This is a genomic window from Herbaspirillum sp. Her3 (assembly GCF_057961275.1).
The window spans coordinates 3,686,043-3,705,599 of sequence record NZ_CM176328.1 but is presented as its reverse complement, the minus strand read 5'-3'; the positions used below and the strand labels follow the sequence as shown (position 1 = coordinate 3,705,599).

The 19,557-nt window shown below is 62.8% G+C and carries 20 protein-coding genes; 14 read left to right on the top strand and 6 right to left on the bottom strand.

Annotated features, from left to right (window positions below):
• The first annotated feature begins 156 nt into the window (after positions 1–156).
• From ACVC5H_RS16995 to ACVC5H_RS16965, 7 genes are all read left to right on the top strand, one after another.
• Positions 157–825, top strand: coding sequence for a PepSY-associated TM helix domain-containing protein (locus ACVC5H_RS16995; RefSeq protein ID WP_489618969.1), 669 nt, complete (start codon positions 157–159; stop codon positions 823–825).
• 72 nt (positions 826–897) lie between these two features.
• Positions 898–1,443 (top strand): DUF2271 domain-containing protein, encoded by a 546-nt coding sequence (locus ACVC5H_RS16990; RefSeq protein ID WP_489618968.1) that lies wholly within the window; start codon positions 898–900, stop codon positions 1,441–1,443.
• A 47-nt stretch (positions 1,444–1,490) separates the two neighbouring features.
• The gene (locus tag ACVC5H_RS16985) at positions 1,491–2,321 is read left to right on the top strand and encodes a DUF4198 domain-containing protein (RefSeq protein WP_489618967.1); all 831 of its coding nucleotides are present in this window, start codon (positions 1,491–1,493) and stop codon (positions 2,319–2,321) included.
• 84 nt (positions 2,322–2,405) lie between these two features.
• A complete protein-coding gene (locus ACVC5H_RS16980; protein WP_489618966.1) occupies positions 2,406–3,413 on the top strand; it encodes an FAD:protein FMN transferase in 1,008 nt (335 codons plus the stop codon).
• A gap of 5 nt (positions 3,414–3,418) precedes the next feature.
• Complete coding sequence (locus tag ACVC5H_RS16975; RefSeq protein ID WP_489618965.1) at positions 3,419–4,927, top strand: sulfite reductase subunit alpha; 1,509 nt, start codon at positions 3,419–3,421, stop codon at positions 4,925–4,927.
• 140 nt (positions 4,928–5,067) lie between these two features.
• The gene (gene paeA / locus ACVC5H_RS16970) at positions 5,068–6,414 is read left to right on the top strand and encodes a polyamine export protein PaeA (RefSeq protein ID WP_489618964.1); all 1,347 of its coding nucleotides are present in this window, start codon (positions 5,068–5,070) and stop codon (positions 6,412–6,414) included.
• 298 nt (positions 6,415–6,712) lie between these two features.
• Complete coding sequence (locus ACVC5H_RS16965; RefSeq protein ID WP_338718905.1) at positions 6,713–6,904, top strand: DUF1289 domain-containing protein; 192 nt, start codon at positions 6,713–6,715, stop codon at positions 6,902–6,904.
• Between the two features lie 9 nt (positions 6,905–6,913).
• Here ACVC5H_RS16965 and ACVC5H_RS16960 read toward each other — a convergent pair whose 3' ends face one another.
• Positions 6,914–7,312, bottom strand: coding sequence for an NINE protein (locus ACVC5H_RS16960; RefSeq protein ID WP_489618963.1), 399 nt, complete (start codon positions 7,310–7,312; stop codon positions 6,914–6,916).
• A 340-nt stretch (positions 7,313–7,652) separates the two neighbouring features.
• Between ACVC5H_RS16960 and ACVC5H_RS16955 the strand changes: the two genes are divergently transcribed.
• From ACVC5H_RS16955 to ACVC5H_RS16930, 6 genes are all read left to right on the top strand, one after another.
• Positions 7,653–8,978: an MFS transporter gene (locus tag ACVC5H_RS16955; RefSeq protein ID WP_489622715.1), complete on the top strand. Its 1,326-nt coding sequence runs from the start codon at positions 7,653–7,655 to the stop codon at positions 8,976–8,978.
• 57 nt (positions 8,979–9,035) lie between these two features.
• Complete coding sequence (locus tag ACVC5H_RS16950; protein ID WP_489618962.1) at positions 9,036–9,737, top strand: DUF4197 domain-containing protein; 702 nt, start codon at positions 9,036–9,038, stop codon at positions 9,735–9,737.
• 588 nt (positions 9,738–10,325) lie between these two features.
• Positions 10,326–11,039 carry an ABC transporter permease gene (locus ACVC5H_RS16945; RefSeq protein ID WP_489618961.1) on the top strand — a complete coding sequence of 238 codons (714 nt, stop codon included), beginning with the start codon at positions 10,326–10,328 and terminating at the stop codon, positions 11,037–11,039.
• A 69-nt stretch (positions 11,040–11,108) separates the two neighbouring features.
• Positions 11,109–12,017 (top strand): glycine betaine ABC transporter substrate-binding protein, encoded by a 909-nt coding sequence (locus ACVC5H_RS16940; protein ID WP_489618960.1) that lies wholly within the window; start codon positions 11,109–11,111, stop codon positions 12,015–12,017.
• A gap of 10 nt (positions 12,018–12,027) precedes the next feature.
• Positions 12,028–12,678: an ABC transporter permease gene (locus ACVC5H_RS16935; RefSeq protein WP_489618959.1), complete on the top strand. Its 651-nt coding sequence runs from the start codon at positions 12,028–12,030 to the stop codon at positions 12,676–12,678.
• The gene (locus tag ACVC5H_RS16930; RefSeq protein WP_489618958.1) at positions 12,675–13,808 is read left to right on the top strand and encodes an ABC transporter ATP-binding protein; all 1,134 of its coding nucleotides are present in this window, start codon (positions 12,675–12,677) and stop codon (positions 13,806–13,808) included. The genes ACVC5H_RS16935 and ACVC5H_RS16930 overlap by 4 nt, the downstream gene beginning before the upstream one ends.
• Positions 13,809–14,002: 194 nt before the next feature.
• On the opposite strand, the gene ACVC5H_RS16925 is transcribed toward ACVC5H_RS16930, so the two are convergent.
• From ACVC5H_RS16925 to ACVC5H_RS16905, 5 genes are all read right to left on the bottom strand, one after another.
• Positions 14,003–14,488, bottom strand: coding sequence for a GNAT family N-acetyltransferase (locus tag ACVC5H_RS16925; RefSeq protein ID WP_489618957.1), 486 nt, complete (start codon positions 14,486–14,488; stop codon positions 14,003–14,005).
• Positions 14,489–14,527: 39 nt separating this feature from the next.
• Positions 14,528–16,060: a DEAD/DEAH box helicase gene (locus ACVC5H_RS16920; protein ID WP_489618956.1), complete on the bottom strand. Its 1,533-nt coding sequence runs from the start codon at positions 16,058–16,060 to the stop codon at positions 14,528–14,530.
• 172 nt (positions 16,061–16,232) lie between these two features.
• Complete coding sequence (locus ACVC5H_RS16915) at positions 16,233–16,988, bottom strand: alpha/beta fold hydrolase (protein ID WP_489618955.1); 756 nt, start codon at positions 16,986–16,988, stop codon at positions 16,233–16,235.
• A gap of 32 nt (positions 16,989–17,020) precedes the next feature.
• Positions 17,021–17,545 (bottom strand): VOC family protein, encoded by a 525-nt coding sequence (locus tag ACVC5H_RS16910; RefSeq protein ID WP_489618954.1) that lies wholly within the window; start codon positions 17,543–17,545, stop codon positions 17,021–17,023.
• 86 nt (positions 17,546–17,631) lie between these two features.
• Entirely contained in the window at positions 17,632–18,429 is a 798-nt protein-coding gene (locus tag ACVC5H_RS16905; protein ID WP_489618953.1) for an inositol monophosphatase family protein, read from the bottom strand.
• A gap of 300 nt (positions 18,430–18,729) precedes the next feature.
• Between ACVC5H_RS16905 and ACVC5H_RS16900 the strand changes: the two genes are divergently transcribed.
• Positions 18,730–19,557 carry an RNA methyltransferase gene (locus ACVC5H_RS16900; protein ID WP_489618952.1) on the top strand — a complete coding sequence of 276 codons (828 nt, stop codon included), beginning with the start codon at positions 18,730–18,732 and terminating at the stop codon, positions 19,555–19,557.

The following is a 19,557-nucleotide window of genomic DNA, read 5'->3' as shown; positions in this document are numbered from 1 at the left end:
CGCGGTGGGGCAGGATGCCGTTTTTGTATCGTCATGTATCGCAAAGTAAAAGAGCTTGGGACGCTAGCGATGTGCGGATGAGTCCAGATATAATTGAGAATTATTATTATTTGGTGCGAGGGCGCTGACCCTCGCTCACGCTCCCGCCGCCGTACCATGAAGCCCGCTGCCGCTCCTTCCCAGCCTGCCGTTCCGGATCAGAAACGCCGGGCCTTCTGGCTCAAGCATCTGCATCAGTGGCACTGGATCAGTTCGGGCATCTGCCTGGTGGCCATGCTGGTCTTCGCGGCCACCGGCCTGACGCTGAACCACGCCGCCCGGATCGAGGCCAGGCCGCAGGTCACGCACCGCACCGGCACGCTGCCGGCCGCCTTGCTGGCACCGCTGCGCCAGCAGGCCGCAGCCGCAGAGTCCAAGGACGGCAGCAAGGCAGCACTGCCACCGGCCGTGCGCGACTGGATCATCCGCGATCTGGCGGTGACGGTGGACCAGCAGAGCGCCGAGTGGTCGGCCGATGAAGTCTACGTGGCGCTGCCGCGTCCGGGTGGGGATGCCTGGCTGCGGGTGGCGCTGGAGGATGGCCAGGTCGAATACGAAAAGACCGACCGTGGCTGGATTTCCTACTTCAACGACCTGCACAAGGGCCGCAACACGGGCGCGGCCTGGAGCTGGTTCATCGACGTGTTTGCGGTGGCTTGCCTGGTGTTCTGCATCACCGGCCTGTTCCTGCTGCAGATGCATGCCGGCAAGCGCCCGGCGACCTGGCCGCTGGTGGCGCTGGGGCTGGTGGCGCCGTTGCTGCTGGCCCTGATCTTCATTCACTGAATTCGTCGTTTCCCTCAGCCAGACAAGCCTTCGCGGCTTGCAGCCAGTCATCCTGTTTTTTAGCGAGGTCCCATGAAGCGTAGCAACTCTGCCCTGTTGAAACCGACTGCCCTGGCACTGGCCGTGGCGGCGCTGTTTGCCTCGGCCGCCCCGGCGGGCGCCGCCGAGATGAACGTCAAGATCGAGATCCCGACCCTGAACGTGGCCGAATACCACCGTCCCTACCTGGCCGCCTGGATCGAGCGCGCCGACCAGAGCGTGGCCGCCAACCTGGCGGTTTGGTACGACGTGAAGAAAAGGGACAAGGAAGGCGAGAAGTGGTTGAAGGACATGCGCCAGTGGTGGCGCCGCAGCGGCCGTGAGCAGCAGATGCCCATCGATGGCGTCAGCGGTGCTACCCGCGCTCCTGGTGAGCAAAAACTCAATTTTGGCGCGGGCAAGGGCCCCATCGCCAACCTGGCACCGGGCGACTATGTGCTGATGGTGGAAGCCGCACGTGAAGTCGGTGGCCGCGAGCTGGTCAAGGTGCCGTTCCAGTGGCCACCCAAGTCGGCCCAGAGCGCCAAGGCGCAAGGCAGCAGCGAGCTGGGTGCCGTGGCGCTGGAATTGAAGCCCTGAACCGTCCCGAATCCACTCCAAGATCAACCAGAAAAAAGGAAGCTGCCATGTCGTATTCCCTCAAGCATTTCGCTGCCCGCTCCATGAAGATCGCCGCGCTGGCCCTGGCCATCAGCCTGCCGCTGTCGGCCCACGCCCACCGCCAGTGGCTGCTGCCCTCGGCCACCGTGCTCTCCGGCAATGATCCCTGGGTCACGGTGGATGCGGCCGTGTCCAATGACCTGTTCTACTTCGAACACTTCCCGCTGCGCCTGGACGGTCTGGTCGTGACCGGCCCCGATGGCAAGCCGGTGCAAGCCGTCAACGCCGCCACCGGCAAGTACCGCAGCACCTTTGACGTGCAGCTGAGCCAGCCCGGCACCTACAAGATCGCCGTGGTCAACAATGGCGTCTTCGCCAGCTACAAGGTGGATGGCCAGCAAAAACGCTGGCGCGGCACCGCCGAGGCCCTGGCCAAGGAAGTCCCGGCCAATGCCACCGAGCTGAAGGTGACCCAGGTGAACAGCCGCGTGGAAACCTTCGTCACCGCCGGCAAGCCGAGCAAGGCGGCCCTGGCGCCGACCGGCGTGGGCCTGGAGTTGCAGCCGGTCACCCATCCCACCGATCTGGTCGCGGGCGATACCGCCACCTTCCAGCTCCTGCTCGATGGCAAGCCGGCCTCGGACGTGGAAGTGGAACTGGTGCCGGGCGGTATCCGCTATCGCGACAAGCTGCAGGACAGCAAGCTCAAGACCGATGCCGAGGGCAAATTCAGCGTGAAGTGGGCGGGCCCCGGCATGTACTGGATGGAAGCTACGGTTTCGGATAACAAGACCTCGCTGCCGCAGGCCAAAGAGCGCCGTGCGATGTACATCGCCACTTTCGAAGTGCTGCCCTGAGACCGTTATCCCTTGATTGACCGACGTTGACTGATCCCGATGGCGCCTGCAATGCAGGCGCCGTTTTCTTTGATGAAGATGCCGATGTCCCACCGCGTACTGATCCCCGTCGACCTGCAAGCCCCACCCATATTGCCTGCTGGCGTCGTGGCGCACAGCCTGTCCGGCCGCACCATGGGCACGACCTGGAGCGTGCAGGCACTGGCGCCGAAGACCGTAGCCACAGACGCCATCGCCGCCGCAGTCGAGGCCCAATTGCAGCGGGTCATCGATGAGATGAGTACCTGGGAGCCCGGCTCGCACATCAGCCGTTTCAATCGCGCGCCTGCCGGCAGCTGGCATGGATTGCCGGAGGGTTTCTTCACGGTACTGGATGCAGCCCTGACCATGGCCGTGGATAGCGAAGGTGCCTTCGATCCGACCGTGGGCCCGCTGGTGGACCTGTGGGGATTCGGTGCCGGCAGCGTGCAGCAGGGTGCCTTGCGACTGCCCGATGCGGCGCTGCTGGAGGCCACCCGCCAGCGTTGCGGCTGGCAGCGCATCGTGCTTGATCGCGCGCAGCGCAAGGTGCAGCAGGCGGGCGGGGTGCATCTGGATTTTTCCGGCATTGCCAAGGGGTATGCGGTGGATCGGGTGGCGCAGGCGCTGCAGCAATGCGGTTGCGTGAGCTGGCTGGCAGAGGTTGGTGGTGAGTTGTCCGGCCAGGGCGTCAAGGCCGATGGCCAGCCCTGGTGGGTGGCGCTGGAGCGTCCGCCGCAAGACGATGGGGCCGCCATGGTGGTGGCGCTGCATGGCCTGGCGATTGCCACCTCGGGGGACTATCGCCGCTATGTCGATCATGATGGCCAGCGTTATGCCCACACCATCGATCCCCGTACCGGTACACCTGTGCGCACTGCACTGGCCTCTGTCACGGTACTGCACCGGCAATGCATGGTGGCCGATGCCTTGGCGACAGTGTTGACTGTACTGGGCGAGGAAGCCGGACTGTCCTTTGCCCGACCGCGCGGCATTGCCGCCTTGTTCATCACGCGCGAGGCGGCGGGCTTCCGCGAAAGCTTTACCCCGGCCCTGGCCGCCATGCTGGAGTGAGCGGCATGCTGCAGACCCGTTACCTGATGGCCGCGCTGGTGGCGCTGACTTACCTGGTGTTCTGCGTGATGACGGCGCTGCGATACCGCCGTGCGCAGCAGCGCCAGCAAGCTGCCTGGGGCACTGTACCGGTCACTGGCCCGGATACTGTACTGGTCGTCTTTGCCAGCCAGACCGGTACAGCTGAGCGACTGGCCTGGCAGACGGCGCAAAGTTTGCGTTCAGGTGGCCTGGAGGTGCGCGTCCTGCCGGCCGGACAGTTGAGCGACACCGATCTGGCGGCAACCCGGCTGGCGCTCTTCGTGGCCAGCACTACCGGCGAAGGCGATGCCCCCGACGATGCTGCCGCACTGGCCCAGCGCCTGGGCAGCAGCGCAGGAGTGGCGCTGCCGGACCTGCGCTTTGGCGTGTTGGCGCTGGGGGATCGCAGCTATCAGCAGTACTGCGCCTTTGGCCATGCACTGCACGCCTGGCTGTGCCGCCGCCATGCGCAGCCGCTGTTCGATGCCATCGAGGTGGACACCGGCGATGAAGGTGCGCTGCGCCATTGGCAGCATCAACTGGGCGTCTTGAGCGGGCACAGTGATGAGGCCGACTGGAGCGCACCAGCCTATGGCCGCTGGCGCCTGGAAGAGCGCCACGTGCTCAATCCGGGCAGCGTGGGCGAGCCGGTCTTCCATGTGCGCCTCACGCCCCTGGATCTGCCTGCACCTGACTGGCAGGCCGGGGATATCGCCGAGATCGGCCCGCACAACAGTGCGGCGGCCGTCGATGCCTTCCTGCAGGCCATTGGCCGCCAGGACCAGACCCTGCGCAGCGCATTGGCCACCCGGCTGTTGCCGCAAGAGGCCGCCCCCCTGGCGCAACTGCGCACGCTACCGGACGCCGAGCTGCTGGCCGCCTTGCCGGCACTGCCGCATCGCGCCTATTCGATTGCCTCGCTGCCCGCTGATGGCGCGCTGGAACTGATGGTGCGCCTGATGCACCTGCCCGATGGGCGCGCCGGACTGGGTTCCGGCTGGCTGGGTTTGCATGCGCAGCCGGGGCAGGAGATTGCGCTGCGGGTGCGCAGCAACAGCAGTTTCCATGGTCCGGCCGATGACCGTCCGCTGATCCTGATCGGCAACGGTACCGGCCTGGCGGGGTTGCGCGCGCATCTGCGCCAGCGCGTAGCGGCCGGGCAGCGGCGCAACTGGCTGCTGTTTGGCGAACGTTCGCGCCAGTACGATTTCTTCCACCAGCAGGAGCTGGAGGGCTGGCAGGCCCAGGGCTGGCTGCAACGGCTGGACCTGGCCTTCTCGCGCGATCAGGAGCGCCGCATCTACGTGCAGGACAAGCTGCACGAAGCCGCCGATACAGTGCGGCAGTGGGTGGAAGAGGGCGCCAGCCTGTACGTCTGCGGTAGCCTGCAGGGTATGGCCGGTGGCGTGGCCCGGGCGCTGCAGGACATCCTCGGCGAAGACACCCTGCAGGCACTGGCCGGGCAAGGGCGTTACCGGCGCGACGTGTATTGAGGTAGCGGCCGGGGTTTCTGCCGGATTGATCTCATGCGGGGCAGGCGCAAGGCTTCATGCGCCCCGCGATTGGCGTGAATTTGCTTTTTCTCCCCGTTGCGCGAGAGAATGTCACGTCAAATCAATGAGATAAGAACAACATGAGCATATTCACCAGTCTGCTGCTGATCCTGCTCCTGGTCGTGGTCAGCGCCTTTCTTTCCTGCGCCGAGATTTCCATCGCCGCCTCGCGCAAGATCCGTCTTGAGATGATGTCCAAGGAAGGCGTCCACAACGCCGACCGCGTGCTGTCGCTGCAAGCCCAGCCGGGCAACTTCTTCACGGTGGTGCAAATCGGCCTCAATGCCGTGGCCATCCTGGGCGGCGTGGTGGGCGAACCGGCCCTGACACCCCACATGCGCGAGCTCGTCAGCACCTTCTACACCGGCCCCATGCTGGAAAACGTCAGCTTTGCGATGTCCTTCCTGGTGGTGACGGCTTTCTTCATCCTCTTTGCCGACCTCATGCCCAAGCGGCTGGCGATGGTGGCGCCCGAGCGCGCGGCGGTGGCGCTGGTCAAGCCCATGCTGCTGCTGGAAACCCTGTTCAAGCCGCTGGTGTGGTTCTTCAACAGTCTGTCGAAGTGGATCTTTACGCTGTTCGGTTTGCCGCAGGTGCGCCAGGAAGTCATCACGCCCAACGAGATCCATGCCATGGTCGATGCCGGTGCCCAGGCCGGCGTGCTGCTCACGCAAGAGCATCACCTGATCGAAAACGTGTTCGAGCTGGAAAGCCGCTACGTGCCCTCGGCCATGACGCCGCGCGACAGCATCGTCTATTTCCTGCTGACCGACAGCGAAGACATGATCCGCCAGAAGATCATCGACCATCCGCATTCGCGCTTCCTGGTCTGCGAGGGCAACATCGATGCGGTGCTGGGCTACATCGACAGCAAGGATGTATTGAAGCGCCTGCTCAAGGGTGAACAATTCTCCCTGGCCGACAAGGGGCTGGTGCATACGCCGCTGTCCATTCCCGACAGCCTGAACCTGTGGGAAGTGCTGGAACGCATGAAGGCCATGGATGAAGACCTGGCCATCGTGGTCAATGAATATGCGCTGGTGGTGGGCATCATCAGCATTACCGACGTGACCGGGGTGCTGATGGGCAATCTGCTGGCCATCACCGAGGAAGAGCAGCAGATCGTGCGGCGGGATGAAAACTCCTGGCTCATGGATGGCCTGACGCCCTTGAACGACGTGATGAACGAACTGGACATCGAGGAATATCCCAATCCGGTCGGCTATGAAACCTTGTCCGGCTTCATCATGTACATGCTGCGCAAGATTCCGAAGAAGACCGATTTCGTACTCTTTTCGGATTTCAAGTTCGAGGTGGTGGACATCGAGGGCAATCGCATCAACCAGTTGCTGGTGACGCGTTTCAAGCAGGACAAACAGGACAAGCCAGAAAAATCCGGAAAATCGGATAATTCCGATAAGGAATGACAATCTGGCAAAACAGATTGGCAGTCCAGCACAACTTAATTCTGATTTTTCAGACTTTTCCTATCCTCACGGCCCGTCTAAATCCGGATACTCCCGTTCAGTCGCTTGCTTGAAAGACTGGTACTCGGGGAAAGCAGGCGGCTGTTCCAACCGTAGCAAGTAGTAAAGGTAGTCGTGGGCTGGCCCGCATTCGCAAGGATGCGGGCCTTTTTATTGGCCTGTGCCGGTCGGTTTCCCTTTGCTTCACCAAGCCGCCAGCAGCCTTCGCCGCATTGCAGTACAGTCGGGTCTGTCATGAATGAAGTGGAAGACGGAATTGGGAAAAGACGTCAAGAGCCCCTGTGTATCACTCTGCAAGCTCAAGCACGAAATCTGTACCGGCTGCGGCCGCACCCGGGATGAAATCAAGGACTGGAAATCGATGAAGCGCAAGCAGCAGCTCCACACCGTGGAGCTGGCCGCCAGGCGCATGAAGGCGATGAAGAAGTAGGGCCGCGGCTCAGCTGCGGGCGCCGTGATTGCGTTCGGATATCTGGGCGTTCAAGGTCCAGAAGTCGTAGAGCACGCCCAGCAGGAAGAAGCCGCCCGTGAAGAAATACACGATGCCGCTGATCCACTTGCCCATGTACATGCGATGGGCGCCGAAGAGGCCCAGGAAGGTCAGCAGCAGCCAGGCCACCGAATAGTTGATGTCGCCGGCCACGAAACGGCGATCGGCCTCGCGGTCCATCGAGGGGATCAGGAACAGGTCCACCAGCCAGCCGATGCCGAACAGGCCCAGCGTGAAGAACCAGATCGTGCCGGTGACCGGCTTGCCATAGTAGAAACGGTGTGCTCCAAGGAATCCGAAGATCCAGAGCAGATAGCCCAGGGTTTTGCTGTGGGTGTCGTTGTTCATCCAGGCTCCAAATGAGGGTGAGGCAGGTAACAGGGTGATATGAAGATTGCTTCGCACTGGGCGTCGCGCTGCATTGTGACACGGGCTCATCCGTAAAGTGCCCTGTTTGCAAGGTGAAGAAACTTCCCATCCAGCGGCAATCTGTCTTCTAAAGGCTTCATATCGTTGCACCGATCCGACGGCTTGCCCGCAAGAAAAGGCCAACTGGGTTAAACTCTTGGACTTCCGGAGGGGCAAGAACCTCCCGGGAATTCCGTCACTGTCCTCCGCCCTGTTGCCAATCGTGCGACCTTCGCTGCTCATTCCGCTCATTGTCGGCTGTGCGCTGTTCATGGAAAACATGGACGCCACCGTGCTGGCCACCTCGCTCCCCGCCCTGGCGCGGGACCTCAACCAAGACCCGATCACCCTGAAGCTGGCCATGACGGCCTACGTCGCGGCGCTGGGCGTGTTCATCCCGATCTCGGGCTGGATGGCCGACAAGCTGGGCGCACGCAAGGTCTTCAGCGCGGCCATGATCGTCTTCATGACCGGCTCCATCCTCTGCGCCATCTCCGGTTCGCTGGTGACCTTCGTGGCCGCGCGCTTCCTGCAGGGCATCGGCGGGGCCATGATGGTGCCGGTGGGGCGGGTCATCATCGCCCGTTCGGTCGATAAATCCGAGCTGGTCAAGGCAGTCAGCTACCTCACCTTGCCGGCGCTCCTGGGCCCGGTGGTCGGGCCGCTTTTGGGTGGCTTCATCACGACTTACTTCCACTGGCGCTGGGTGTTCCTGATCAACATCCCGTTCTGCTTCCTGGGTTTGTACCTGGCCAATCGCTTCATCCAGAACTTCAAGGAAGAGGATCCCGCCCCCTTGGATGTGAAGGGTTTTGTGCTCACCTCGGTGGGCGCGGCCATGATCATGCTGGGCCTGTCGCTCTTCGGCAGCCATCTCGTCGATGGCGCTACGCCGGTGGCCATGTGTTCCATCGGCGCCATTGCGCTGGTGATGTATTACCGCCATTCCACCCAGATCCCGTATCCGCTGCTGGACTTCCGCCTGCTGCGCATCCCCACGCTGCATGCCAGCGTGGTGGGCGGCTCGCTGTTTCGCATCGGCCTGGGTGCAGTGCCTTTCCTGTTGCCGCTGGCCTTGCAGGAAGGGCTGGGCATGACCGCTTTCCAGGCTGGCAGCATCACCTGTGCCTCGGCCTTCGGCTCGCTCTTCATTCGCCTGCTGGCCAGCCGGGTGCTGCGTCGCTATGGTTTCCGTACCGTGCTGATGGTCAATGCGGTGTTTGCCGGCATTGCGCTGGCGGCCTATGGCATCTTCAGCATGCATACGCCTTATCTGCTCATCGTCACCATCGTGTTGATGGGCGGGGTGTTCCCGGCGCTGCAGTTCACTTGCCTGAATTCCATCGCCTACGCCGACATCGACAACCGCGACGCTGGCCGCGTTACCAGCCTGGCCAGCGTGATCCAGCAACTGTCGCTGGGCCTGGGCGTGACGGTGGCGGGCATCGTGCTGCAATTGTCGAACCACCTGCAGGGCCATGCCACCATCGTGGAGACCGACTTCTGGCCGGCCTTCCTGGTCATCGGCCTGTTCTCGGTGGCCTCCGTGCCGATCAGCGGCAAGCTGCCGCGCAATGCCGGGCTGGAGCTGTCGCGCGGCAAATGAAGGCGAGGGCAGGGCCGGGCTGTTATCATCCCGGCATCCTGAACCCTGGAGTCGCGCATGTCCCTTTCTCCCATTTCTGCAGTGCGCCGTACGCTGGCGGCCAGCCTCTTGCTGGCCTGCTGCGGCGCTTTCGCCTTTTCCCTTTCCGATCTGAGCAACCAGGACGCTACCGCCGGCCTGAAAGCCGCGCTGGAGAAGGGCGCCAGCACGGCTGTCGCCAATCTCGGCCGGCCCGATGGCTTCCTCGGCAATGACAAGGTGAAGATCCAGCTGCCCGGCGCCCTGGAACAAGCCATGCCGCTCTTGCGCATGACCGGCATGGGTGGCCAGGTCGATGGCCTGGTAGCCGACATGAACCACGCCGCCGAAGCCGCCGTGCCGCTGGCCAAGCCGCTGCTGATCAATGCGGTCAAGTCGATGTCGGTGGCCGATGCCAAGAACATCCTGGCCGGGGGCGATACCTCGGTCACCGATTTCTTCCGTCAGAAAACCTCGGGCGAACTGGCCGTGAAGTTCCTGCCCATCGTCAAGCAGATCACCGACAAGAACGGCCTCTCCGGCCGCTACAACGCCGTCATGGGCCAGGTCGCCAGGTCCGGGCTGGTCAGCGCCGAGCAGAGCACGGTGGAAGGCTACGTCACCCAGCGCGCGCTGGATGGCCTGTTCCTGATGATCGGTGAAGAAGAAAAAGCCATCCGCAAGGATCCTGTGGGGACCGGCAGCGCCATCATCGGCAAGGTGTTTGGTGCCCTGCGCTGATCGTGCATCATCGAAGGGGCGCAGCCTCTCAAGAAAAAAAATCGCCGGCCCTTGAACAAGGGGCGGCGATTTTTTTTGCCCATGTTGCTCAACCGTCAAGCTCGGCCGGAGCCCCCATGGGGCAAGGGATAGCGCCGAACTGGCGGTTTTCACGATGACTACTTTTGACAGCATATTGACTGCCGTTGGGAACTTTTAAAAGTGCTTCAGATCTGTAAGTTATCGATTTACATTGCTACATTGCTGGACAGCATTAAGCGATTGCATTAAACTATCGTTTGTCTTCGCGACATCACTTGTTCAACAACGACCCTTTAGCAGCGTCCGATCCGCAGAGTGCGGGTTGTCCAAATTTCCGGCTGGCAGCGCGAATGCTCTCCCGTTCTCCACGGTGACCCGTTCCCATCCCTGTCCGGTATGCATCATGCCGAGGCTGGCTTCGTCGCTTCGGTTTCATCGCTGCCTTTGCAGCTTTCGGTTCGCATCCAAACGATACGCCCAGCAGGGCAAGCGAACCCTTTAAAACTTGATCCCAGAAACCCGTCGTAGCGGCGTCATGTCGCCTCGGCTATACCAACAGGGGGTAACATGACACGTGTTCGTCACGTCTTCGCCGGCGCGTTCGGTTTTGCGCTGGTCCTTGCAGGCCTGGTCTGGTGGATAGGCCCGGACGTCATCCAGAAATATCGCGGTGACCTGGTGTACTACACCGGCAAGCATCTGGAACTGGTCTTCAGTTCGATGGTGCTGGCCCTGATCACCGGCATTCCGGCCGGTATCGCGCTGTCCCGCCCGGGCGCGCAGCGCAGTGCAGAGAAGTTCATCCAGATCTTCAACATCGGCAACACCATTCCTTCCATCGCCGTGCTGGCGCTGGCATTGGCCGCCTTCGGCATCGGCAATGGCCCGACCATCCTGGCCTTGTGGCTGGCGTCGCTGCTGCCCATCGTGCGCAATACCTACGAGGGCTTGAAGAACGTGCCGGCCGCCATGAAGGAAGCCGCGCGCGGCATCGGCATGAAGCCGCACCAGATCCTGTTGCGGGTGGAGCTGCCCAATGCGCTGCCCATCATCGTCGGTGGCGTACGCACGGCGCTGGCGATCAATGTCGGGACCGCACCGCTGTCGATGCTGATCGGCGGCGAGAGCCTGGGTGGCCTGATCTTCCCTGGCATCTACCTGAACAATCACGGCCAGTTGCTGCTGGGTGCGGCGGCTACTGCCTTGCTGGCGCTGGTGCTGGATGCCCTGGTGACGTCGCTCTCCGGTTTCTATCTGGCCCGTCGCGGCTTGCGGACCTGAGCACGCACATTGCCATCACAAGAACGACCGCATGCCGGCAGCATCGGGCACAGCGGTAGAGAGGAAAGCATGACAAAAAAGACCATCGCAAAATATGCCCTGTGCGCCCTGGCGCTGACCCTGTTCAGCGCGACGCGTGCGCAGGCACAGAACCTGGTCATCGGCGGCAAGAACTTCACCGAGCAATTGCTGCTCTCGGACATGACCGCGCAATATCTGCGCGCCAAGGGTTACGACACCGAACTGAAGAACGGTCTCGGCACCACCCTGATGCGCTCGGCCTTGGAAAGCGGCCAGCTCGATATCGTCTGGGACTACACCGGCACCGCCCTGATCGTCTACAACCACATCGAGGACAAGCTCGATTCCGAGCAGATCTACCAGAAGGTCAAGGCACTGGACGCGCCACGCGGCCTGACCTGGCTCAATGAGTCCGAACTGAACAACACCTACGCCTTCGCCATGCCGCGCGAGCTGGCCGAGAAGTACCACATCCGCTCGCTGCAGGACCTGGCCAACCGCATCAACGAAGATGAGAAGGAGGGCGGCAAGCCGCACCTCATGGGCGTGGACTACGAGTTCGCCTCGCGTCCCGATGGCCTGGGGCCGATGCAGGATCTGTACGGCTTCAAGCTGGACCGCAGCGAGGTCAAGCAGATGGACCCGGGACTGGTCTACACGGCGCTGAAGAATGAACAATTGTTCGTCGGCCTGACCTATGCCTCCGATGGCCGCATCAAGGGCTTCGACCTGCAATTGCTGGAGGATGACAAGGGTTACTTTGCCGCCTACAAGGCCACCCCGGTGGTGCGCCAGGAGGTGCTGGAGAAGAACCCCAAGCTGGCCGATCAATTGAACGAACTGGCCGCCAAGATCGACACGGCCACCATGACCGAGCTGAACAAGCGCGTCGACATCGACCAGGAGCCCGTGGCCAAGGTGGCGTCGGATTTCCTGAAGCAAGCCGGCCTGATCTGAGGAGGGAACCATGAACATCTTCCAATACCTGCACTCGGACTGGCGCAACATCCTCGACCTGACCCTGCAGCATCTTGAACTGGTGGGCATCGCGGTGAGCCTGGCCATTGCCATCGGGGTGCCGCTGGGCATCCTGATCGTGCGGGTGCGCTGGCTGGCCGGTCCCTTGATGGGACTGGCGACCATCGTGCTGACGCTGCCCTCGATTGCGCTGTTCGGCCTGATGATCCCGGTGTTCTCACACTTCGGTGCCGGCATCGGGCCCTTGCCGGCCATCACGGCCGTGTTCCTGTATTCGCTGCTGCCGATCATGCGCAACACCTATCTGGCGCTGGAGAACATCGAAGCCGGCATCAAGGAAGCCGGCATCGGCATCGGCATGACCTTCTGGCAGCGCCTGCGCATGGTGGATCTGCCGCTGGCCGTTCCGGTGATCCTGGGCGGCGTGCGCACGGCGGTAGTGATGAACATTGGCGTGATGGCCATTGCCGCCGTCATTGGCGCGGGCGGGCTGGGCGTGCTGATCCTGCATGCCATCAGCCAGAGCAACATGCAAAAACTCGTGGTGGGCGCGGTGATGATCAGCGTGCTGGCCATCATCGCGGACACCTTGCTGCAACGTCTGCAGAAAATCCTGACACCGAAAGGAGTACAAAAATGATCGAACTGGACCAACTAAGTAAGACCTACACCCAAAAGGATGGCACCCAGGTCAAGGCGGTGGATGCCGTCAGCCTGAAGGTGGCCGAAGGCGAGATCTGCGTCTTCCTCGGCCCCTCGGGATGCGGCAAGACCACTACGCTGAAGATGATCAATCGCTTGATCAACCCGACCTCGGGCCGCGTGCTGCTGAACGGCCAGGACACCTCCGGCATCGATGAAGTGGAACTGCGCCGTCACATCGGTTATGTGATCCAGCAGATCGGCCTGTTCCCCAACATGACCATCGAGGAAAACATCACCATCGTCCCGCGCCTCTTGGGCTGGGACAAGAGGCGCTGCCAGGAACGTGCGACCGAGCTGATGGCCATGGTGGCACTGGATCCGAAGAAATTCCTGAAGCGCTATCCGCGTGAATTGTCCGGCGGGCAGCAGCAGCGTATCGGCGTCATCCGCGCGCTGGCCGCTGACGCGCCGGTACTGCTCATGGATGAACCCTTTGGCGCGGTCGATCCGATCAACCGCGAATCGATCCAGAATGAGTTCTTCCAGATGCAACGGCAGTTGAACAAGACCGTCATCATGGTCAGCCACGACATCGACGAAGCCATCAAGCTGGGCGACAAGGTGGCGGTCTTTCGCGCCGGCAAGCTGGTGCAGTTCGACAATCCCGATACCTTGCTGGCGCGCCCGAAGGATGATTTCGTCAGCGCCTTCGTGGGCCAGGATCACACCCTGAAGCGCCTGTTGCTGGTGCGTGCCGGCGAAGCCGCGACCACCCCGGCGACGGCCCAGCCGGACGTGTCCTGCGACCAGGCCCTGGCGCTGATGGATGACCAGGATGCGCGCTACCTGACCATCATCGATGCCGACAACCGTGCCCTGGGCTACCTCACCCGCCGTGACGTGCGCGGCAACACGGGCGTGGCCGAGGACAAGGTGCGTCCCTTCACCATGAATGCCGATCCGGACGAGAACCTGCGCGTGGTGCTCTCCAAGATGTACAAGCACAGCACCAGCTGGATGCCGGTCATCGCCAACGATGGCAGCTATGTGGGCGAAGTGACGCAGGATTCCATCGCCAGCTATCTCAGCTCCGGGAAGTCGCGCGGGATGGCGATGGCGGCTTGATGGTACGCATCCTGGGGCCAGGCTGGAACCCGCGCCGGGCGTGGCTAAACGGCCGTATGAAAGTTTGTGCATGCGGCCCGGTGTGATATCCGGGGCCTGGCGCACAGGGGCTGATGCGGCGTGAAGGATCAGGCCTAAAAACGAAAAATGCCCGCATCGCCAGATGCGGGCATTTCCGTTCAGGCAGGCAGTCCTCAGGCCAGTGGCTTTTGCATGAACATGGCCTTGCCAGTTTCCGCTTTGAGTTCGTAACCCTCGAAGCCGCAGGAACGGTACAGCGACCGCGCCACTGCATTGCCTTCCAGGACTTCCAGGGTGAGCTTGCAGCAGCCCAGCTTGCGGGCTTCTTCCTCGACCGCCGCCAGCAGCAGCCTGGCCACGCCCTGGCCGCGATAGGCCGGCATCACGGCCAGGTCATGCAGGTTCAGCAGCGGCTTGCAGGCGAAGGTGGAAAAACCTTCAATGCAGGTCGCCAGACCGGCCGGAGTCTCGCCATCGAAGGCCAGGAAGACGTGCGCAGTGGGACGTTTCTTCAGCTCGGCGGCCAGGTTCTCGCGCACGTAGCCGGAGAGCGGCTTGCCCCCGCCCATGGCGTCGCAAGCGTAGGCATTGAGGGTCTCGAACAGCGCTGCCGCGTGGGCGGCGTTGCCGAGGTCGGCCTTGATGACGGTCACACTCATGTCTTCCCTTGATCGTGATGGGGGATGAACGAAGCGGTCTTATTTGCCCGCTGCGCGCTGTCCGCCATGGGTCAGCGCCGACGGACGCGGACCGCCCTGGCGTTGCTGCTGGCCGGCATTGCGCGGCTGGCTGTTGGCATTGGCCGGCTTGGGCGCACGGTTGGCGTTGTTGCTGCCATTGCCGCCTCCATTGCCACGTCCACCCTGGCCACGTGCGGCATTGCCATTGGCATTGCCGTTACCGCCACCCGCAGCGCGCGGCTTGGCCGCCTGGCCGCCATGGCCGGCGTTGCCGCTGGCCGGCTTGGGTGCCGATGCATTGCCATTGCCCGCAGGCTTGCGCGGTGCGCTGCGCTGGCCGCCACGTCCGCCGCCGTTCTGGTGACGGCCCTGGCCGCTGCGCAGCTGGATCGGCTGCGGCTTGGCGGTCGGGTCGGGTTCGAATCCGGCAATGACTTCCACCGGGATTTCGCGCTTGATGAAACGCTCGATGTCGTGCAGCAGGTCGCGTTCATCCACGCAGACCAGCGACACGGCTTCGCCGGTAGCGCCGGCACGGCCGGTACGGCCGATGCGGTGGACGTAGTCTTCGGGCACGTTGGGCAGGTCATAGTTGACCACGTGCGGCAACTGGTCGATGTCGATGCCGCGTGCGGCGATGTCGGTGGCGATCAGGGCGGTCAGCTTGCCGTCCTTGAATTCGGCCAGCGCCTTGGTGCGGGCCGACTGGCTCTTGTTGCCGTGGATCGCCATGGCGGTGATGCCGTCGCGGGCCAGCTGTTCGACCAGCTTGTTGGCGCCGTGCTTGGTGCGGGTGAAGACCAACACCTGCTTCCATTGGTGGGTCTTGATCAGGTGCGCCAGCATGGGGTGCTTCTTGTCGCGGTCGACCGGGTGGATCTTCTGGGCGATCACTTCCACGGTGGAGTTGCGGCGCGCCACTTCGATCAGGGCCGGATTGTTCAGGAGGCTGTCGGCCAGCTTCTTGATTTCATCGGCGAAGGTGGCCGAGAACAGCAGGTTCTGGCGCTTGGGCGGCAGGGCGGCCAGCACCTTGCGGATGTCGCGGATGAAACCCATGTCCAGCATGCGGTCGGCTTCGTCCAGCACCAGGATCTGGATGTGCTGCAGGTTCACGGTGCCTTGCTGCATGTGGTCCAGCAAGCGGCCGGGAGTGGCGACCAGGATGTCCACGCCGCGCTTCAACAGCGTGATCTGCGGGTTGATGCCGACGCCGCCGAAGATGCAGGCGGAAGTCAGCGGCAGGTACTTGCCGTACTGGCGCACGCTTTCTTCAACCTGGGCCGCCAGTTCGCGGGTAGGCGCCAGGATCAGCGCGCGGATGGGCAGGTGGCCGTTGATCTTCTGGCGCGGCATGGTGGACAAGCGTTGCAGCAGCGGCAGGGTGAAACCGGCGGTCTTGCCGGTGCCGGTCTGGGCGCCGGCCAGCAGGTCACCACCGGAGAGCACGGCGGGGACGGCTTGGGCCTGAATCGGGGTCGGGGAGGTATAGCCTTGTTCGGAAACGGCACGAACGATTTCGTCGGACAAGCCGAGCGCGGAAAATGACATGAGACTCTGAAATTGGGTTTGGCCTGTGGCCCCGTGAGGGCGCCAGTCGCAGGCAAACGGGTTGGAACTTGAGGAGGGCGCGGACTTGACTGGCTATACGCCGCGCAGGCCGCAGTATAACAGCGCAACCCGCGCATCACGTGATTTATTTTGAGAAGCTGCGGGCTTCAGCTCATCCTTGCTGGCGCGCCAAAAAGCTGAGCACCGGTGGCAAAACCAGCGCGCTTTGCATCAGTCCGCCGAAGTGCGTGACGCCCGGCAAGCTGACGAATTCTCCCTGCGGCAGCAAGGCCGCCGTGCGCTGGACCGCCGTATGGCGGGCATCGGCATCGCCGCAGAAGAGCAGGCAGGGCAGTTCCATGCGGGCCAGCAGGTCTTCCTGCGAAGGGCGCGGCTGCTGCGCGGCAGCGGCCAGCGCCACCAGGTCATTGGCGCGGATGAGCATCTTCACCTGCGGTGAAATCTGTTCGTCGAGCAAGCCTTCGAAGGTGGCGATGAAGGCTTCCGGGTCGCGTCCGTCGATGCCGTGGAAGCCGTCCCAGCTGCGATCTTCATACGGGTGCGCTGCGCCCAGGATGAGGCTGTGCAGCCGTTCGGGCGCATGGCGCACCAGGCCGTAACCGACCCAGCCGCCCAGCGAATAGCCGAAGAAATGGGCGCGCTCGATGCCCGCCGCATCGAGTACGGCCAGCGCATCGCGGCAGCGCTGCAGTTGGGTGTAGGCGGCGGGATCATGCGGCTTGTCGCTCTGGCCGTGGCCCAGGGCATCGAACAGGATGACCTGGTAGTGCTCGCGCAGCGCGGCGGTGAAACCGAAGAAGCGCCAGGCTTCCAGGCTGCTGGTAAAGCCGTGGTGCAGCAGCAGGGGCGGGCCGATGCCCTCGACCTGATAGTGGATCTTGCGGTTGTCACTGAGGGCAAAGGGCATGGTGCTTTCGTGCGTATTCTGGTGGGGGTGGTTCAGTTCTTTTCGTCGGCCAGCTTCTTGCAGCGGCGCGCCAGCATCTCGCGCGAACGCGCGCAGATTTCTTCATTGCTGAGGTCTTCGACGTGGGTGGCAATGGACCACACATGGCCGAAGGGATCGCGCAGGGTGCCGGAGCGGTCGCCGTAGAACTGGTTCTGCACCGGGCGCAGCTGCACGGCGCCAGCGGCGATGGCCTGGGCAAAGACCGCATCGACATCGGCCACATAGATCAACAGGCTCACGCCGGCGCCGCCCAGGGTCTGGGGGCTGAGGAAACCGAGTTCGGGATGTTCGTCGGCCAGCATCACGCGGGCGTTGCCGATCTGGATCTCGGCATGCCAGACCTTGCCGTGCGGGCCGTCCAGCCGCATGATCTCGGCCGCGTCGAAGGCGCGCCGGTAGAAGGCGATGGCTTCAGCCGAGGCCTTGACGATCAGGTAGGGAGTGACGCTGTGGTAGCCGGGCGGCAACGCGCAATGGGTCTGCTCGTTGCTGGCTTGCTGGGATGGGATGCTCATGTCGTCTCCTCGGTCTGCGCCGGTAGCCGCACTATAGCAGCAATGCCGGACGCAATGAGGAGACGGTGTTATTGCAGAAGCGCCGTTCAGGCGAATTCGGACAGCAGATTGACCTGCTGCGCGAAGATCTTCGGGCTGCCGGCGATGACGTCGCCCTTGTAGAGGTAGTCGGAGTCACCCTTGAAGGTGCCCACGATACCGCCTGCTTCGGTCACCAGCAGGGAGCCGGCGGCGATGTCCCAGGGCTTTAAGCCCTTCTCGAAGAAGCCATCCAGACGGCCGGCGGCCACATAGGCCAGGTCCAGGGCGGCAGCCCCCGGGCGGCGCAGGCCGGCGCTGTGCTCGGTCATGACCTTGAACATGGTGACGTATTCGTTCAGGCCATCGAGGTCACGGAAGGGGAAACCGGTACCGATCAGGGCGTCGGCGATCTTGTCGCGCTTGCCCACGCGGATGCGCTTTTCGTTCAGGTAGGCGCCAGCACCCTTGGAGGCGGTGAACAGATCGTTGCGGGTTGGGTCGTAGACCACGGCTTGCGTGATGATGCCGCGCTGTTGCAGGGCGATCGAGACGCAGTATTGCGGGAAACCGTGGATGAAGTTGGTGGTGCCGTCCAGCGGATCGATGATCCAGACGTTTTCGTTTTCATCGTGCAGGTTGTCGGAAGCACCGGATTCCTCGGCCAGGATGGCGTGGTCGGGGTAGGCGTTCTTGAGCACGTCGATGATGGCATCCTCGGCAGCCTTGTCGACTTCGGTGACGAAATCGTTGTGGGCCTTCTTCGACACTTTCAGCAGCGACACGTCGAAGGACGCGCGGTTGATGATGGTAGCGGCGCGGCGGGCTGCCTTGATCGCCGTATTGAGCATGGGTGGGATGATCATTCCGATGGTTCCGTTAAAATTGCGGCCATCGAAGACGATGGCTGCGTTGCTCATCGTCGCCATGGCCGACCGGCCGGCCCTCCGCGACAAGCATGCGGAACAGCTGGCCAGGCGAAACCCGGCAGTCAAACCAGTGCGGCGATGAAATTAATGAGCGTTGCGCCACCCGCGGCTGTTATGCTTGCGGGTTTGCCATGCAGTCCAGGGGCAGCAACAACGGTCGACCTGGGTTGACCTCGTTGCTGCAATATTGACGTTTTGCCAATGTCTGATCCTGGGGCGCGAATCCCGCTATTTTAAATGAACAAGCAAGTGTCAGGACAATCTCTTTTTAGCCGTTTGCGTTTCGTGCTGGTCAATACCAGCAGTCCCGGCAACATCGGCTCGGCCGCACGGGCCATCAAGACCATGGGCTTTTCGGAGCTGGTGCTGGTCAATCCGCGCTTTCCGGATGCGGTGAAGGAAGATGAAGCCATTGCCTTCGCCAGCGGTGCCATCGATGTGTTGCAAAATGCACGCATCGTCGGCAGCGTGGAAGAAGCGTTGCAGGGATGCAACTTCGCCGCCGCCGTCAGCGCCCGTTTGCGCGAATTCTCGCCGCCGGTAGTCTCGCCGCGCGAACTGGCGGGGCAGCTGTCGCGCGAAACCGGGCTGAACGCCGCGCTGCTGTTCGGCAATGAGCGCTTCGGGCTGCCCAATGAGGTGGTGCAAAAGTGCAATGCCTTGCTCAATATCCCGGCCAATCCCGAGTATTCCTCGCTGAACCTGTCGCAGGCGGTGCAGGTGCTGGCCTATGAATGCCGCATGACCGAGCTGGAAGTGCAGGGTGGTCCGATGCAGACCAGCGGTGATGCGCGGGCGCCGGGCGAGGTGGGCTTTCACGGGCAGAGTGCCAGCGTGGCGGAGATCGAGGGCATGTTTGCGCATCTGGAGCAGGCGTTGGTGGCCATCGATTTCCTCAACCCGGACAATCCCAAGAAGCTGATGCCGCGCTTGAAGCGCATGTTTTCGCGCGCCCAGCTGGAGACCGAAGAGGTCAACATCCTGCGCGGCATCGCCCGCCAGATTCTGGAACCGAAGCAGGCCAAGGCCGGCAAGCAAGAACAAAACGAACGAGGAGAAGGCTGA